This window comes from Gordonia sp. NPDC003425 (genome assembly GCF_053588635.1).
Window position 1 is genome coordinate 14257 of sequence record NZ_JBSFQI010000007.1, and the last position, 16993, is coordinate 31249.

The following is a 16993-nucleotide window of genomic DNA, read 5'->3' on the forward strand; positions in this document are numbered from 1 at the left end:
AGGGGGCGTCGGGTTTTCACAGAATTTACGAGAGGTGCGACGGCGTCAGTCGCTGGGACCGAGGGTCTCCACCACCACCTGGGCGACGGCCTTCATCGTGGTACGACGATCCATCGCGGCGCGCTGTATCCACTTGAACGCCTCGGGCTCGGAGAGCGCCTGCTTCTCCATCAACAATCCCTTGGCACGCTCGACGAGTTTGCGCGTCTCGAGCCGCTCCTGCATTGTCGCGACTTCCTTTTCGAGCGTCGTGAGTTCGTGGTAGCGACTCACGGCCACCTCGATGGCCGGGACGAGGTCGGTCTTGGTGAATGGTTTGACGAGATAGGCCATTGCACCGGCGTCGCGCGCCTTCTCGATGAAGTCCCTCTGGCTGAAGGCGGTCAGCATCACGACCGGCGCAAGGCGCTTCTGTGCGATCTCGGTGGCCGCGTCGATGCCGTCGCGGACCGGCATCTTGATGTCCATGATCACGAGGTCGGGCTTAAGACTCTCGGTGAGGTCGACGGCGATCTGTCCGTTGGGGGCCTCGCCCACCACGTCGTAGCCCTCTTCGCGGAGCATCTCGATGAGATCCATCCGGATCAACGAGTCGTCCTCGGCGACCAGCACCTTGCGGGTCACCTGCTGCTCGACCTTGGCGTCGTCACTCTCGGCCACCGTCACCATTCCCTCTTCCCCCACGCTTGCGAGTGGCCACCACATCAAGGCCGGACAGCGCCGATGGTTGGCTCACCGATGAACCGAAAGCGTACCGCTTGGCGTCGCGGGCGGCCGATCATCTAGTGTTGACTGTTGCGACCGACACGGCCGCGCGCCCTCGTAGCCCAATTGGCAGAGGCAACGGATTCAAAACCCGTCCAGTGTGAGTTCGAGTCTCACCGAGGGCACTTGAAGTACCACCACGTCATCGCACGCGGATGTTCGACAATTCGATCGATACCACGAGCTGGTCGGGAATCGGGTGGCCCGCTGTGTCACGCACGTAGATCATCCGGCGTGCGGGGACGACGATGCCGTCAACCGTCGTGAAGTCCGAGACGTAGTGAGCCGCGGGCGACCCCCCTGCGATGTCGACGTCGTAGTCTCGGCGCCGGATCAATCCGGCGTCGTCGACATACAACAGCTGACGCGAGCTGTGTGTCGCGACGGTCGGCGGATAGTCGACGTACAAGCGCCGCCACGTCTGGTCGCCCTCGGTCCATGGATGCCCTTCTTCCGTACCGACACCGTCGAAGCAGAGATTGAACGGCTCGGCCAGATAGGTCCACATCGCGTAACCCGTGAAGTACGCCAACTGCAGTGGAGTCCACGGTGTTGTCAGCGTGTGCCCGGCGAACGACGCCCGCGGGTCGACGAGCTCCGCGGTCGTGGTGCCATCGAGAGAGTCGATCGCGACGCGGCGGGGTGTGTAGTCGGATCGCAAGGAGTCACCGGTGAACGGATACAGAGAGGTGTGCTGCTCTGAAATCCAGACCGTCAAGCTCCCGTCATCGACGACACCGGGTACCCGTTTGATGTCCCAGATCGCTCCGCCGAACCGCTTGTCGGCGGATATCGTCGATACCTCCCGCCACCGGTCGTAACCGCCGTAGGCGTCGAGGATCTCGTCAACCAGTGTGTTCTTCACTGTCATCACCAAATCTCCAATCAGATCACTATCGACCGCCGTCGGTCCCCCACGCGCTGACCGGTCGGTCGGCGCAGGTATTTCAGTTGGCCCCGCGTGACAGCACGACGTCTGCGGGCTTGACGCGCCGCCCGTCGCGATTCTCGACCCGCACCACTACCTGATCGCCCGTGGTCGAGTCGATGAACCGATTTGCCGTCTCCTCCGCCACGGGCAGGTGGACGTGTCCCCATTGACTCAGTGCCGCCAGGATCACGCTGGCATCCGCACCGGCCTCGGTCATCTCGTACGCGTGTCTGCGCCGGTCCCCTGGTTCCTGGTACTCGACGACGGCGAACACGCCGGCATCGACCAGCGTCGACAGTCGGGCGCTGAGTGTGTCGGCGGAAATCCCCAGGGTCTCGCGGAAGTCTGAGAACCGCGTGACGCCCAGCATCGCTTCTCGCAGTATCAGCATCGACCACCGTTCACCCAGGACCGCCATGCTGCGGGCGATGGGACACGCCTCGTCTTTCTCGCCTGCTCTCACCACGAGCTGACTCCTCTCGGTGCGTCAGGCCCCTCCATCGGGCACCCGATCCCGGGAATCGTATCGACGGGCACGATAACCAGCCGTCTTGCCTCGGAGTGCCACGTCATTCCAGAAAGCGCACGACTTCACCGGTGAAATCGTCGATGTGCTGGAACAGGAATCCGTGTCCCGCGTCGCTGTAGAGCACGATTTTGGCGTCCGGCAGTCTGCCCGCCATCGCGAACGTTGCGTACGCATCGATCATCCTGTCGTGCGACCCGTTCGCCACCAGCGCCGGAATTGTGATTTCCGCCAACCGATCCCACACACTCGATCCCGTCGAAGCGATCACTGCAAGCTGCGCTGTCATGGTGTCCAACGACACGGGAACATGCTCGACGGACGTTGCGCGTGCATCGAGTCTCCGCAATTATTCGACACCGAGACGTTGAGGATTCTCCTCCTCGGGGAAGAAGAGAAAGAGGAAGTCATCGTCTTCGTTGACCGGTTTGGTTGCAACCTGCCAGATCCTCGGGTCCGCTTGCGGCATGCCGGGAACGCCACCGCCGGGTGAACTGCCGGCGACAACAAGGCGACGCACCAGGTCCGGACGTTGTAATGTGGCCTCCTGCACCACGATTCCGCCCAGCGACCAGCCCAACAGGTCGATCTGCCGTAGGTTGAGCGCTTCGACGAAATCGATGAGTCCACCCGCGAGCGCATGCATTGTTGTCGGGGCGTCACCGTTGGTCTTTGCGTGCCCGATGTTGTCGAAGATCACCACGTCCCGCGACGCGCCGAGTCGGTCGAGGAAGTCGGGGTCCCAGTGATCCATCGTTCCACGGAACCTGAGCGCCAGCACCAGCGGAATGCCGCGTCGAACACCCAGACGTCGATACGCGAACCGCGCCTTCCGACCGTCGATGTACTCGGTGTGCGCGTCCGCAGCGAGAATCTGTCTCGTGGGCGCTGTGGAAATGATGTCGGTCATGTCTCTACTCCTCGTGAAGTCCTGTCGTGAAGTGCGCGATGTGTTTCACGGCGTCACACACGTGGCGCAATCGCTCGATGTACCGAATGGACCGCTGAGGCGCCTTCCCCGACGGCCGCTGCGACCCGCTTCATCGATCCGTGCCTTACGTCGCCTGCGGCGAAGACACCGAGAACCGATGTCTCGAACGGCAGCCTGTCGCGCCCCATCGCGCGCCACACGGCCTCCACGTCGTCGTCATCGGTGCCGATGTCCGTGTCGGTGAGAATGAACCCGTCGTCATCCCGGGACACCTCCGGAATCCACGAGGTCGCCGGTTCTGCGCCGATGAAACAAAACACTCCGCGCGCAGGAAAGCGCTCGACATCTCCGGTGGCCGTTCTCACCGATACCGAGTCCATCCGCGACTCGCCTTGCATTGCAATGACATTGGAGCCCTCCATGATCCGGATGCCCGGTGTCGCCCGTAACCGCTGCACCAGATACGACGACATCGCCGCATCGAGATCGCGGCGCACCACCATCGTCACGTCCGATCCCTGGCTGTTCAGGTACAGGGCCGCCTGGCCCGCCGAATTGGCGCCACCGATCACGACAACCGGATCCGGGACGCAGCTACGCGCTTCCATCTCCGTCGCTGCGTAGTAGACGCTTGTGTGTTCCAGGTCGGCCCAGCCCGGAATGTCCAGCGATCGATAGGACACGCCCGTCGCGAGTATCACCGCACGACAGGTGAATTCACGACCGTCGACGAGGAGCGTGCGCAGTGACTGGCTGTCGGAGGTCAATTCTTTCACCGGCGAAGCGGCCAGCAGTTCTGCACCGAACTTCTCGGCTTGCAGGCCGAACGTTGCCAGCAAATCCCCGCCGCTGATACCCGACGAGAATCCCGGGTAATTCTCAATACGAGCACTCGACGCTGCTTGACCCCCGACATCGACCGCATCGAGCACCACGGTCTGCAGCCCCTCGGACGCCCCGTAGACCGCCGCGGCCATACCCGCGGGTCCGGCACCTATCACCACAAGGTCGACGTCCCTGGCCGTGTCGGTGCGGAATCGAATGTCGAATCGCGCCGCGACGTCGGCCGGACTGGCGGTGACTATGGTGTCGGCCGCGCTCAGCACCGCGGGCAGGTCGGAGGCCCGCAGTCCTGCCGACTGCGCGCGAAGCGCACCCGACGGTTCATCGACGTCGAACCACTTGTGCGGGATGCGTTGTCGCGCAAACCAGCTTCGCAGGGCCAGAGACTCCCGGGTGTGCCGGGTTCCCACGACGTGGAATGAGTCGGCCACCACCCCGTAGCGGAGCAGGGACCGCCGGGCAGCGAACGCCCTCAGCAAGACGTCGGAGAGTTCGTTCTCCCTGTCCATCAGACTGCGATACGCCTCATGGGGTATTCGGTGGACTACCCCATCCGAGACAGCCCTGCTGGTGACGAACGACGGCTGGCCCGCGAGCGCCGAGAGTTCGCCGATGATGCTGCCGGGGCTGTGCCGGAGTACCGCGAGCCCCTCGCGTCGCTCGTGGCTGTAGGTCAGCACGTCCACTTCTCCCACATCGAGGAGGAACAGCTCATCACCGCGCTCACCCGCAGCGTGCAGTACGGTTCCCGGCCCGAAGTCCTCGGCCTCGCCGTACGCGCGAAGCGTGCGCAGTTGTTCCTCGGAGAGCGTGGGGTAGGCGATCGCTAGCAGTTCGCCATCCACCGGCTCGTCCACGAGGACGCGCGCTACAGAAGCGTCGACCATCGTCGGATTCGTGTCGAAATCGTCCATACGCAAAAGGTATGGCGCGTGCCGGCGATGGGCCTGCCCCTGCGGGGGTCAGGCTATTCGGAGCCCGCTGTCGGAGTCTGCGCCACCTACGGGTGAACATCAGCGATGCGAGATGCCAAGTACTCCATCACTTCTGCACTCCTGCTGCCCGGTTCGGCGACCAGAACACACAGCAGGTATCCGGGGGTGCCGGGGATGAGCAGTGTTTGGTATCTGAGGGGAACGGGGCCGAACCCCTGCACGGGAGGGTTGACGGTCCCGTTGTAGCCGGGGTCGGCGTCGTGGCGTTCCCAGAGGGTCCGGAAGAGCGGATCGACGGCAGACAGACGGTCGGCGAGTTCGTGCAGGCCCGGGTCGTAGGGATTGCCGAAGAACCGCAGCCGCTTGACCATCCGGGTGGCAAGCGCCTCCCAGGTGGGTGATGCTCGAATGATGTCGTCGGTGAAGACTGCCTCGACGATGTTCACGCCGACGGTGAATGGGCCCGACGCAACCTGCTGTGCCATCGCATTGGCCAGGAGGACGGTTTGCCGCGAATCCACGATGTAGGCCGGTGTGCCTGACCACGTCCCGAGCACCTCGTTGAGAAAGTCGGTTTCCACCGCGAGTCCTGCGGTCACAGGATCGAAGTCGAACGACCGAGCGAGGTTGAGAAGATGTTCCGTGGCACTCTCGTCCAGAAGCAGCGCTCGGGCCAGGGCACGCAACACCTGCTCCGACGGTCGACGATCCTTGCCTTGTTCGAGACGCAGGTAATACTCCTGGCTCATTCCGGCGAGGTCTGCGACTTCTTCTCGACGCAGACCGGGAACGCGACGACGAGTGTGTGTGGTGATCCCCAATTGCTCGGGGGTGACCAAGGTACGCCGAGCGCGCAGATACTCACCGAGCGCGGAGCGCGTCGGCATCGATGTACCGGGTTGCGGCGCGGCTGCATTCACGATCTCGAGGCCCGCGGACTCCGACGCATGGTCAAGAGTGTACCCACCTGAGTTGGATTTTCCAACTCATCTTCTGAGTCGGCGTTGGGTGACCCCGACAGGGACATGCGCACCGCCGAACCTCCTCCTAGCGTTCTGGTCAAGCCGTCGTCCGGCGGTAACCGCAGACTGACCAGCAACCACAACAGCGCAGACAAGGGAGCAAACGATGCCGACGATCACCACACCCGACGGAATCGAGATCTACTACACAGAGCAGGGCGAGGGTCAACCGATTGTGTTCGCGCACGGCTGGCCATTGAGTTCCGACGCGTGGCAGCCGGAGCTGAAGTTCTTCAGCGACAACGGCTTCCGTACAATCGCGCATGACCGACGCGGTCATGGGCGCTCGCAGAAGACGGCCGTCGGCCATTCCATTGACCAGTACGCGAAGGACCTTGCCGTACTTGTCGAGGCGCTTGACCTGACAGACGTGATCGTCGTGGGCCACTCGACAGGCGGCGGCGAAGTGGTGCGTTACGCGGCCGAGTACGGGCGTGATCGGGTGGCCAAGGTGATCACAGCCGGAGCCATCCCGCCGATCATGGTGAAGTCCGAGTCCAATCCCGAGGGAACCCCGATGGAGGCGTTCGACGATATCCGCGCTGGAGTACTCGACGATTCCGCACAGTTCTGGCTCGATCTGACCGAAGCGTTCTACGGAGCCAACCACGGACGCGCAGTATCCCAAGGAGCCAAACTCGACTTCTGGCGACAAGGCCAGTTGGTGAACCTCTCGGCAGCCTACGATTGCGTGAAGGCCTTCTCCGAGACCGACCAGACCGAAGACCTGAAGGCGCTCACCGTTCCGATTCTCATCGCGCACGGCGAGGACGATCAGATCCTGCCGATCAATGCCGCCGCGCGCAAGTCGATCGATCTGGTCAAGGACGGCACGCTCAAGGTGTATCCGGGCGCTCCACACGGCATTCACGGCGACTACCGCCGGCAACTCCAACAGGACATCCTCGCCTGGATCAGGCAGTGATTTCGACAAAACAGAAGTTCGGCACGCAAACCGAGCACCCTTCGAAGCGGCCTCGGATCGCGTTGAACACCTTCGGAATCGCCTTCGGTACAGCGGGACTGGCCGGGACCTGGACGGTAGCGGCGCAGCAACTGGCAGCGCCACAGGCGATCAGCGACATATTGTGGGTGGCCGCGGCGACGGTATGGATCGTGACGATCGCCCGATATCTCCATCGTGCGGGCGGATTCACGGCCATCAGAACCGATTTGGAGAACCCGGTACTCGGGCCTTTTGCCGCTCTGATACCCACGGTGGGTTCGTTGATCTCAGCACGTCTCGTCGAGTGGTGGCCGACCGTGGCCGTGGTGGGAGTGTGGGCAATGCTCGCGCCCACCACGGTCTTCGGTAGTTGGTTCGTGGCGAGGCTGGTGGCGGTCTCTCGCGATCCGAGCAACCTCCACGGGGGGTACCTGCTGCCGACAGTCGCGTCGGTGCTGATCGCGGCACAGTCGATGGCTGCGATCGGCCAGACAGCCATTGCGTTGGGCTACTTTTCGGTCGGGATCTTCTTCTCGGTGGTGATCACCACCGTGCTCATATTTCGACTGATGACCGGACCGGAGCTCCCGGATCCACTGGTGCCGACGCTCGCAATCGTCTCGGCACCACCGGCTGTCGCGGGAAACGCGTGGTGGGCCATCAGCCACGGAACACCGTCGAACGTCAACATCGTATTGGGCGCGCTGATGGTAGCGATGCTTGCACCGCAACTCTTTCTCATCCGGCACTATGTGCATACGGCATTCGTCCTCGGTTTCTGGGCGATCACCTTCACCGCAGCATCAAGTGGCACGTACGCGGTGCATCTGCTCACCGGTGAATCCGCCGGCGCCCGGGGATGTCGCGCTCGGTTGGCTCGCGGTGTTGATGGCAACCGTGGTGGTCGGTACGGTTGCTGTCCGCTCTCTCGGAATCATCGCCACCGGTCGCCGGCACCTTCGCGCCCTGCCTGGGGCGCCCCTGTCACACCAGGGCGCAGACCGGCTCAGCTGAGCGACTGCAACGTCCCCCGCGTCAGCCCGAGTTCGTTTTCCATCGCCCGCCGTACCAGTCGACCGCGGTCGGCGGTGGGCGCATAGTGCACCAGGGCGTGTGAGTTCACCCCGTCGATCATGCCGAGGAACTGCCAGCCGACGTCGGCAGCGTCGTCGGTGGTGAACTCGCCTGCGGTGATTCCCTCGCCGATCAATTCGGCGACCAACAGTTGCCACTCGTCCATCGCGGTACGTACGGCCGCGGCCAACGGCTCGTTGGTACGCCCGAGACTGAACGCATCAGCCCAGACGACGGTGACCTCGTCACGGCCCGGTTCGGTGAGCGTTGCGATGAGCCGGCGCAACTTGTCCGTGGGCGTCGATTCCGATCCGAGGAGGTCGCCGATCTCGGCGACCTCGGCCCCGGCGATCGCCGCGAACGTCGTCGCGATCAGGTCTTCCATGTTGGGTTCGTAGTGCGCGACCAGCGCCGGCGCGACGCCCACATGGGCTCCGATGGAGCGCAGCGTCAACGTGGGAAGCCCCTGCGACAGGGCAACTTCACAAGCCGCCGAACGGATCTCGTGGGCACGTTCGGCCGGCGACTTGCGTGGGGCACGGACACGCGACCCGCCCGACCCGCCGCTCATGACCGCCGGAGACCTCGCGGTTTCGCGGCCCACTCGTCTCCCCTACTCCCTGACACCGTCACATCAGCGATCATCACGCGGGGCGGTCATCACGTCAAGGACTATTGATCGATGAATCAATATCTTGCTCACAAGCCTTGACGACGGGCGCCGACCACCCTATGGTCTGAGTTATTGATTATCTGATCAATAACTCCCAGAGAGGTAGCCCGATGGCCTGGAGAATGCCCGCCGAGACCGCTCGGCACGACCGCGTGTGGATGGCCTTCCCCCGGATCAACACCACACTGGCCGAGAGCGCCGCCGACGCCGACACCGCGTATGCGGCGTGGAGCGAGGTGGCCAACACCGTCGTCGATTTCGAGCCGGTCACCGTGGTCGTCGATCCGACGGAGATGGCGCGCGCCCGGGGCCTGCTCGCGGGCGCGGTTGACATCGTCGAGGCCCCACTCGACGACGCCTGGATGCGGGACATCGGACCGACCTTTGTCACCGACGACTCGGGTCACCTCGCCGCGGTCACCTGGACCTTCAACGGCTGGGGCGCCCAGGAATGGGCCGAGTGGGACAACGACCGCCGGATCGGTCGTTTCGTCGCCGGGCAGGCCGGGGTGCCCGTGGTCAGTTCGATGCTCGTCCAGGAGGGCGGCGCCATCCACGTCGACGGAGAAGGCACCGTCCTGGTCACCGAGACCGTGCAACTCGATCCCGGACGCAATCCGTACGCCACCCGCGAGACCGTCGAGGCCGAACTCGAACGCACCATCGGCGCCCGCAAGGTGATCTGGCTGCCACGCGGATTGACCCGCGACTACGAACGTTTCGGTACCCGCGGCCACGTCGACATGGTTGCCACCATCCCCTCCCCCGGAACCCTTCTCCTGCACCACCAGGCGAACCCCGACCATCCCGATCACGCCGTCACCCGGGAACTGCGCGACTTCCTGGCGACCACCACCGACGCCGCGGGTCGCTCCTGGAACATCATCGATCTCCCCGCACCGGAGACCATCCGGGATTCCGAGGGCTTCGTCGACTACAGCTACATCAACCATCTCGTGGTCAACGACGGCGTGATCGCCTGCGGTTACGGTGAACCGGAGGCCGATGCGCGGGCCGCCGACATCCTGTCCGCCGCCCACCCGGGTCGCAGCGTGGTGAGCATCGACGCTCGCGAGCTCCTCGCCCGCGGGGGTGGCATCCACTGCATCACACAGCAGCAACCCGCAGTCGAGAACCACTCATGACCGGCACCACCACAACCCCACCCCTGGTCGAAGCCTCCATCGCCGAACTGGGTGCGGCACTGTCGAGTGGCGCGGTCACAAGTGTGGAACTCGTCGCCGGATACCTCAACCGCATCGCCTATTACGACCGGCACGGCTTGGCGCTCAACGCAATTCCCGTGCTGAACCCCGACATGTTCGTCGAGGCCCGCGCCTCGGATGAGCGCCGCGCTCGCGGTGAGACGCGCGGCCCGCTGGACGGAATCCCGTACACCGCCAAGGACAGCTACCGCATTCGCGGATTGACCGTGGCGTCCGGCTCGCCGGCGTTCGCCGATCTGGTGGCCGGGTCGGACGCCTTCGCCATCGAACGCCTGCGTGCGGCCGGTGCCATCTGTCTGGGTCTGACCAACATGCCCCCGATGGCCAACCGCGGTATGCAACGTGGGGTATACGGACGTGCCGAAAGTCCCTACAACCGGGACTATCTCGCGGCTGCATACCTGTCGGGGTCGTCGAACGGTTCGGGCGTGGCGACCGCGACGAGCATGGCCGCCTTCGGCCTCGGTGAGGAAACGTGGTCGAGTGGACGTTCGCCGGCGTCGAACAACGCGTTGGTGGCCTATACCCCATCACGCGGAGTGATCTCGGTGCGCGGCAACTGGCCACTGACCCCCACGATGGATGTGGTGGTGCCGCACACACGCACCGTCGACGACATGCTGACCCTGCTCGACGTTCTCGTGGCCGACGATCCCGACACGCGCGGCGATTTCTGGCGCACCCAGCCGTGGGTAACGCTCCCCACGGCATCGACGGTGCGGCCGTCGTCGTATCTGTCACTGCGTGACCGGGATGCGCTGCGTGGCAAACGTTTCGGTGTGCCGCGGATCATTCTCGGCCAGGACCCGCACGCCGGGTGGCCGATCACTCCGCGACCGTCGGTGATCGAATTGTGGAACCGCGCGCGTGCCGATCTGGTCAACGCCGGCGCCGAGGTGATCGACGTCGACTTCCCCGCCCTGACCAACTACGAACTCGATCGTCCCGGCGCCCGTGACGGCTATGTGCGCGGGATACTGCCCGAGGGCTACTTCGACGCCGAGATGTGGGATCTGACGATGTGGTCGTGGGATGACTATCTTCAGGCCACCGGCGATCCGGCGTTGCATCGGCTCGCCGACGTCGACGGTGACCTCATCTTCCCGCTGCCCGATCGCGCCATCCCGGACGAACTCGACGGATACTATGCGCGCTACAACCTCGACATCAGCGAATACCCCGCCCGCGCCGCGCGCGGTATTCCGACGCTCGAGGAGATCCCCGACCTGGCCGCGGGCGTGCGCGGCCTCGAGGAACTGCGTCGGGTGGATTTCGAGCAGTGGCTCGACGACCTCGGCTTGGACGCACTGGTGTTCCCGTCGGCGCTCGACGTCGGCGCCGCCGACGCGGATACCGACCCCGACGCACACGCGAGGGCGATGGCCAACGGAGTATGGGTGTCCACCGGCAACACCATGATCCGGCACTACGGCATCCCGACCGTGAACGTGCCCATGGGTACGATGCGCGACATCGGCATGCCGGTGAACGTGACGTTTGCCGGCCGCGCGTACGACGACAACACCCTGCTGGCCTGCGGTTGGGCCTACGAGCAAGCCGCGCGCCGACGGCACGCCCCGGCCTCGACGCCCGAGTTGCCGCCGCTCATGCGGGTCGGCACAGTGACCGGGGTTCGGGCACCGGAGCTGACCGTGGAGGTGTCCTTACATACGGGCACAACTGTGCCGGTGAATCCGGTGACGGCAACCCCGACAGCAACGAACCCGGTGTCGAGGATCGTCGTGTCGGGTTCCACGACTGCGCATCTGCTGCAGGTTCTCGTCAACGGGATCGGGGTGCCGGTGGACCGCAGCGGATCCACCTGGTCGGCCTCGGCGGAGATCCCGACATCGGAGTTCGAACGTCGGCACTCACAATGGCGTGCGCCGTACGGCGCGATCATTGCCGTAGTGGCCGCATCCGAGGACGGCGCAACGGCGGGCCGCTACTCGGTGATCGGTGGAGCCGGCTGATCGGCACAACCCTTACCTGCGTGTAAAACGTTCGGACACTTGCGCGACAAGCGCGCGGATTGCGACATCTCGCCCGCGACTTCGTGCCGTCTCATCGGCTGCGCGCCGGAACCGAACGTGACTTCCCGACAACGTGGACACAGTCGGATCGACCGACGGGCGCGTATGACGCGTGAAACCGTCCTCAGGCAACGCCTTCGCACCTCGCTCGACCAACACCGTGGATCGCTTCAGATCATCAACTCGGCAGGTCAGGCCGGGTCCACTCGGCCTCACGGTGACGGGACGGCCGAACGCCTGCCGTCTTCGCTGGTCCCACATCCCATGCGGCGACCCTCGAACCCGCCCCGGCACAGTCGATTCGACACTGTTCGGGGACATGTCCGGTGGGATTGTCCGAGTGCCATGATCAAAACCATGAGCGTCGCAATGTCTGCTTCCTCAACCGAATCCAGCGTCCCTCGGTTCACGTTGGTTCCAGCCCGGCTGGACCGATTGCCGTGGAGCAGGTTTCACTGGATGATTCTCGTCGGGCTCGGCTTCTGTTGGATCCTCGACGGACTCTCCGTCCAGATCGTCGCCTCGGCCGGCTACCAGAAAGATCTGGGTATGTCGTCGGCCCAGGTCGGCGCGATGGGCACGGTGTATCTCGTCGGCCAGATCGTCGGCGCACTGTTCTTCGGATGGATGTCCGACAAGTACGGCCGCCGAAAGATCTTCATCTGGACGCTGGTGTTGTACCTGGTCGGTACGGCGGTTTCCGGACTCGCGGCCAGCATCTGGTTCTTCGCCATCTTCCGGTTCATCTGCGGACTGGGCATCGGCGGCGAATACTCTGCCGTGAACTCCGCGATCGACGAGTTCATACCTTCCAAATATCGCGGCCGGATCGACATCATGGTCAATGGAACCTACTGGGCCGGTGCAGCATTGGGCGCTGTCGCCAACCTGTTCTTCCTCGACCCGAACGTCCTGCCGACGAACATCGGATGGCGCGTGGCGTTCTTCATCGGCCCGGTCATCGGTCTGGTGTTGATATTCGTCCGCAGGTCGATACCCGAGAGTCCCCGCTGGTTGATGACCCACAACAACATCGATGAGGCCGAGCAGATCGTGTCCGACATCGAAGTGCAGGTGACCGACCAGGCACGGGAGCAAAAGGTCGACGCCACTTGGGAATTGCCCGCCGTAGACCCGGACAAGGCAATGGCGGTGGGACCGATCTCGCGAGTCGGGTTGGGACAGATCGCCCATGTCCTGTTCACCAAATACCCGCGCCGCAGCCTCGTGGGCGCGACGATGATGATCACACAGTCGTTTCTCTACAACGCGATCTTCTTCACCTACGCCCTGGTATTGCAGAACTTCTACCACACGACTCCTAGTTCGACGCAGTACTACTTCTTCCCGTTCGCGTTGGGAAACCTGCTCGGGCCGCTGCTCCTCGGACGATTCTTCGACACGTGGGGCCGTCGTCAGATGATCTTCGCGACCTACTTCCTCTCGGGAGCGGTCCTCGCCGTCTCGGCCGGCCTGTTCCACGCCGGGCTGCTCAACGCCGCTACGCAAACGGTGTTCTGGTGCGTGTCCTTCTTCTTCGCGTCGGCTGGTGCATCCAGCGCGTATCTCACCGTCTCGGAGGTCTTCCCGCTGGAGATCCGGTCGCAGGTCATCTCCTACTTCTTCGCGCTCGCCCAGGTGTTCGGCGCCATCGCGCCGCTGATCTTCGGCATCATGATCGGCACCGGAACCTCCCGCGGCCCCCTCACCGCCGGCTACTTCCTGGGTGCGGGGATCATGATTCTCGGCGGCATCATCGCCGTCATCTTCGGAGTCGACGCGGCGGGCAAGTCGCTGGAGGACATCACCGAACCGTTGTCCAAGGCCGAGATCGTCGTCGAGGAAGAAGAGGCGACCGGCGACAGCACCGAACGGCAATCGCTCGAACTGGCCAAGCAGGAGGCGGTCGTGGCCGCCGAACACGAGGTGGATTCCGAAGCCGACAGAGCCGAGCGCAGACGCTGATCGGATGCTGCCGGCCGGACTTCACCCTGCGGCGCGCCGGTAACGCTCGACGAAACGGCGAAGGATCGCCGGCGCGTGCCTGGCATCGAGTTCGCGGGCCGCGGCCTTGATCGACTCGGCTTCGTGCGGTTCGAAATAGCCGAAATGGCGATACACGTCGACCCTCGTCGACAAACCGTCGGCATCGAGCTCCGGGTGGAACTGCGTTGCGTAGACGTTGTCGCCGACCCGGAACGCCTGCACGGGGCAGCCGGGTGAGGACGCGAGGTGAACGGCGGTGTCGGGCAGCGCTGCTGCCGACTCCTTGTGTCCCCCATAGGCATCAAAGGTGTCGGGTACATCGACGAACAGCGCATCTCGCCGGCCGGCGTCGGTCAGCGTCACGCACATGGATCCGACGGGTTCGGGATAGGTGCGGTCGATCGTGGCACCGATCACCGAGCCCAGCGTCCCGACCCCGTAACAGCATCCGAGGAAGGGGAAGTCGGCGTCGACGATCCGGCCGACAAGGTCGAGGAGCTCGTTTTCGACGCGCTCCTGAGTTGCCGATCTCGAGTCCGCGGGATCACTCACGTTGTACGGCCCGCCGCCGAGGATGATTCCCGACCAGTCGTCGAGGTCGACCGCCCCGAGTGGGCGCCGCGTCAGATTGACGGTGACCAACTCGTTCTGCGTGAGTCCGCCGAGTCGACTCACCGAGCGCTCCTCGTCGTCGGCCGCCTCGGGTTCGGCGCGGACGGAGAGCAGCAGGAAAGGCAAGGTGGTGGCGCTCGTGCTCATCTGGTCTCGACTTCCTGTTGCGCGTCGTTCACGCACCCGGGGTGCGACGTGTTAGAGCGTAGAGGTATGGCCCTGCGCGATCACGTCAACCCCTTCCAGGGAACCGACAGCATTCCGGAAGTGTCGACAGGCAACACGCTGCCGATCACGTCGCTGCCGTTCGGGATGGCGCACTGGACACTGCAGACGCAGCGCCACGGCGGGTGGATGTTCAACCCGCACAATCCGAAGCTCCAAGGGGTGCGGTGCACCCACCAGCCCAGTCCGTGGATGGGCGACTACGGATCGTTCGCCGTGCTCCCGCAGACGGGACCACCACGCCTCTCCGCGCACCGCCGCGCCACCGCCTGGCGACGGGACCGTTCCGTCGTTGCCCCACACCGTATGTCCCTCGACCTGGTGGCCGACGGCATTCGGGTGGACGTCGCACCCACCGCGCGCTGCGCGATCATGCGCTTCCGGTTTCCTGCCGGCTGCGACGCCAGGATCATCCTCGAATGCACGCGAGGTGAAAGCCACATTCGGGTACGACCCGACGGGCGAACCATCCTCGGATACACCCGCGGCAACTCCGGTGGGGTGCCCGATGATTTCGCTCACCACTTCGTCGCCGTGATCGACCGTGATGTGCTCGACTGGAACACCTTTCGCGACGATGCCGTCGGGACGCCACGGACGCCGGACACCGGTGAGGGCCTCGGCGTGGTCGCCGACCTCGGCAACACCGTCACGGAGGTGACCGTGCGCATCGCCACCTCGTTCATCAGCGCCGAGCAGGCCGCAGTCACCCTGCAGCGAGAACTCGGCACGCGTGATCCCGACCGGATCGCCGCCGATGCGGCCACCGCCTGGGATCTCGTGCTCGACCAGCTGGAGGTGGAACCGTTCGACGACGCCGCGTCCGATCCCGACACCACCATCGCGACGTTCGCCTCGTGCCTGTATCGCACCAAGCTCTTCCCCCGCGCGCTCCACGAAGTGGACGCCCACGGGCGCACCGTCCACTACAGCCCGTACGACGGCGGCGTCCACCCCGGCGTCCTGTTCGCCGACACCGGTACCTGGGACACCTACCGGACCCAGTTCCCCCTCCTCACGCTGCTGGATCCGGGGTTCGTGGGCGAGGTCCTCCAGGGATTCGTGCACGCCGGAATCGAAAGTGGGTGGCTGCCACAATGGCCGTCTCCCGGGCACCGGACGTCGATGCCGGGCACCCATCTGGATGCGATTGTCGCCGACGCGGTGGCCAAGGGCGTGAATGGCTTCGATGTCGAAACCGCGTACCGACTGATGCTGAGGCATGCGGATACACCGGTGGGTGAGGGCGCACCGCCCGGCGCAGGGCGTCGCGGCATCGAGGACTACCTGCAGCACGGCTACCGCACATTCGGGAAATCGGTCGCCGAAACACTCGACTACGCCTATGACGACTGGGCCATTGCCGTGGTCGCAGATCATCTGGGCGACAACGCTACCCGCGCCCGCATGTTGCAGAGGGCCACGAATTACCGCCATGTGTTCGACCCCGGAGTCGGCTTCATGCGTGCCCGCGACGCCGACGGATCGTGGCGCACGCCGTTCAACCCGTTCGAGTGGGGCGGACCCTACTGCGAAGGAGGTGCCTGGCAGAGTTCGTGGGCTGTGCCGCACGATCCGGCCGGACTGGCCACACTGTTCGGAGGTGCCGCCGCCATGGCCGGCACACTCGACCAGATGCTCACCACGCCGCCACGTTTCGAGGTCGGCGACTACGGCGCCGAGATCCACGAGATGACCGAAATGGCGATGGCCGACCACGGTCAGTACGCCCACTCCAATCAGCCGGTGCACAACGCCCTGTACCTCTACCTCGCGGCCGGCAGACCGTGGCGTACTCAACAGGAGGTGCGCCGCGTGCTCGACACCATGTACTCCCCCACCGCCTTTCCCGGCGACGAGGACAACGGCGAGATGGCCGCCTGGTACGTGCTGAGCGCGTTGGGCATCTACCCACACTGCCCCGGCCGTCCCGAATGGGGCCTGGGTTCACCGTTGATGCGCCGCAGCATCATTCACCTCGCGAATGGCCGCGACCTGGTGATGGATGCACCCCGCAATTCGAGCAGCCGACCGTTTGTCGACGCGATCACGGTCTCGACCCCGCGCGACGCAGCCCCGGACTCACACCACAACCTCGTGATGGCGCACACGGTTCTGACCGAGGGGGCAATCCTGCACTGGCACATGAGCGATCGTCCACGCACACAGATCACACCGGTCGACTCCCGACCGTCCTCGCTGAGTTCGTACGAGGACTGATCGGGAGTCGGCCGCGTGCGTGTCCCGAGCGGCGCCGCGCCGGAA

The 16993-nt window shown here is 64.7% G+C and carries 15 protein-coding genes and 1 tRNA gene; 7 read left to right on the forward strand and 9 right to left on the reverse strand.

Translation table 11 applies throughout. The features are described 5' to 3' along the window. Positions 1-45: 45 nt before the first annotated feature. On the reverse strand, positions 46-669 hold the full coding sequence (locus ACWDTD_RS10400) for an ANTAR domain-containing response regulator (RefSeq protein ID WP_449747235.1): 624 nt from the start codon (positions 667-669) through the stop codon (positions 46-48). 147 nt (positions 670-816) lie between these two features. Here ACWDTD_RS10400 and ACWDTD_RS10405 point away from each other — a divergent pair. Then, a tRNA-Leu gene (locus tag ACWDTD_RS10405) sits at positions 817-890 on the forward strand. A gap of 17 nt (positions 891-907) precedes the next feature. Here the strand turns inward: ACWDTD_RS10405 and ACWDTD_RS10410 are convergent. From ACWDTD_RS10410 to ACWDTD_RS10435, 6 genes are all read right to left on the reverse strand, one after another. Next, positions 908-1636, reverse strand: coding sequence for a hypothetical protein (locus ACWDTD_RS10410; RefSeq protein WP_449747029.1), 729 nt, complete (start codon positions 1634-1636; stop codon positions 908-910). Positions 1637-1712: 76 nt separating this feature from the next. Continuing rightward, the gene (locus tag ACWDTD_RS10415; RefSeq protein ID WP_449747236.1) at positions 1713-2114 is read right to left on the reverse strand and encodes a winged helix-turn-helix transcriptional regulator; all 402 of its coding nucleotides are present in this window, start codon (positions 2112-2114) and stop codon (positions 1713-1715) included. Positions 2115-2265: 151 nt separating this feature from the next. Beyond that, entirely contained in the window at positions 2266-2526 is a 261-nt protein-coding gene (locus tag ACWDTD_RS10420) for an alpha/beta fold hydrolase (protein WP_449747030.1), read from the reverse strand. A gap of 45 nt (positions 2527-2571) precedes the next feature. After that, positions 2572-3132, reverse strand: coding sequence for an alpha/beta fold hydrolase (locus ACWDTD_RS10425; RefSeq protein ID WP_449747031.1), 561 nt, complete (start codon positions 3130-3132; stop codon positions 2572-2574). Between the two features lie 53 nt (positions 3133-3185). Beyond that, positions 3186-4910 carry an FAD-dependent oxidoreductase gene (locus ACWDTD_RS10430; RefSeq protein ID WP_449747032.1) on the reverse strand — a complete coding sequence of 575 codons (1725 nt, stop codon included), beginning with the start codon at positions 4908-4910 and terminating at the stop codon, positions 3186-3188. 86 nt (positions 4911-4996) lie between these two features. Next, the gene (locus ACWDTD_RS10435) at positions 4997-5818 is read right to left on the reverse strand and encodes a helix-turn-helix transcriptional regulator (RefSeq protein WP_449747033.1); all 822 of its coding nucleotides are present in this window, start codon (positions 5816-5818) and stop codon (positions 4997-4999) included. A gap of 241 nt (positions 5819-6059) precedes the next feature. Here ACWDTD_RS10435 and ACWDTD_RS10440 point away from each other — a divergent pair, with 241 nt between their 5' ends. Next, complete coding sequence (locus ACWDTD_RS10440) at positions 6060-6878, forward strand: alpha/beta fold hydrolase (protein ID WP_449747034.1); 819 nt, start codon at positions 6060-6062, stop codon at positions 6876-6878. Continuing rightward, positions 6875-7999 carry an SLAC1 family transporter gene (locus tag ACWDTD_RS10445; protein WP_449747035.1) on the forward strand — a complete coding sequence of 375 codons (1125 nt, stop codon included), beginning with the start codon at positions 6875-6877 and terminating at the stop codon, positions 7997-7999. Before ACWDTD_RS10440 ends, ACWDTD_RS10445 begins: the two co-directional genes overlap by 4 nt. On the opposite strand, the gene ACWDTD_RS10450 is transcribed toward ACWDTD_RS10445, so the two are convergent. Then, complete coding sequence (locus tag ACWDTD_RS10450) at positions 7906-8544, reverse strand: TetR/AcrR family transcriptional regulator (protein ID WP_449747036.1); 639 nt, start codon at positions 8542-8544, stop codon at positions 7906-7908. The two genes, ACWDTD_RS10445 and ACWDTD_RS10450, sit on opposite strands and share 94 nt — an antisense overlap. A 212-nt stretch (positions 8545-8756) precedes the next feature. On the opposite strand from ACWDTD_RS10450, the gene ACWDTD_RS10455 reads away from it, so the two are divergent. The 3 genes from ACWDTD_RS10455 (at position 8757) to ACWDTD_RS10465 (ending at position 13870) form a co-directional block, all read left to right on the forward strand. Then, the gene (locus ACWDTD_RS10455; RefSeq protein ID WP_449747037.1) at positions 8757-9791 is read left to right on the forward strand and encodes an agmatine deiminase family protein; all 1035 of its coding nucleotides are present in this window, start codon (positions 8757-8759) and stop codon (positions 9789-9791) included. Continuing rightward, positions 9788-11845, forward strand: coding sequence for an amidase (locus ACWDTD_RS10460; protein WP_449747038.1), 2058 nt, complete (start codon positions 9788-9790; stop codon positions 11843-11845). Before ACWDTD_RS10455 ends, ACWDTD_RS10460 begins: the two co-directional genes overlap by 4 nt. A 519-nt stretch (positions 11846-12364) precedes the next feature. Further along, a complete protein-coding gene (locus tag ACWDTD_RS10465; RefSeq protein ID WP_449747039.1) occupies positions 12365-13870 on the forward strand; it encodes an MFS transporter in 1506 nt (501 codons plus the stop codon). A gap of 21 nt (positions 13871-13891) precedes the next feature. Here the strand turns inward: ACWDTD_RS10465 and ACWDTD_RS10470 are convergent, their stop codons facing one another. Continuing rightward, the gene (locus ACWDTD_RS10470) at positions 13892-14650 is read right to left on the reverse strand and encodes a glutamine amidotransferase (protein ID WP_449747040.1); all 759 of its coding nucleotides are present in this window, start codon (positions 14648-14650) and stop codon (positions 13892-13894) included. 66 nt (positions 14651-14716) lie between these two features. On the opposite strand from ACWDTD_RS10470, the gene ACWDTD_RS10475 reads away from it, so the two are divergent. Continuing rightward, positions 14717-16948: a GH92 family glycosyl hydrolase gene (locus ACWDTD_RS10475; protein WP_449747041.1), complete on the forward strand. Its 2232-nt coding sequence runs from the start codon at positions 14717-14719 to the stop codon at positions 16946-16948. Positions 16949-16993: the final 45 nt, after the last annotated feature.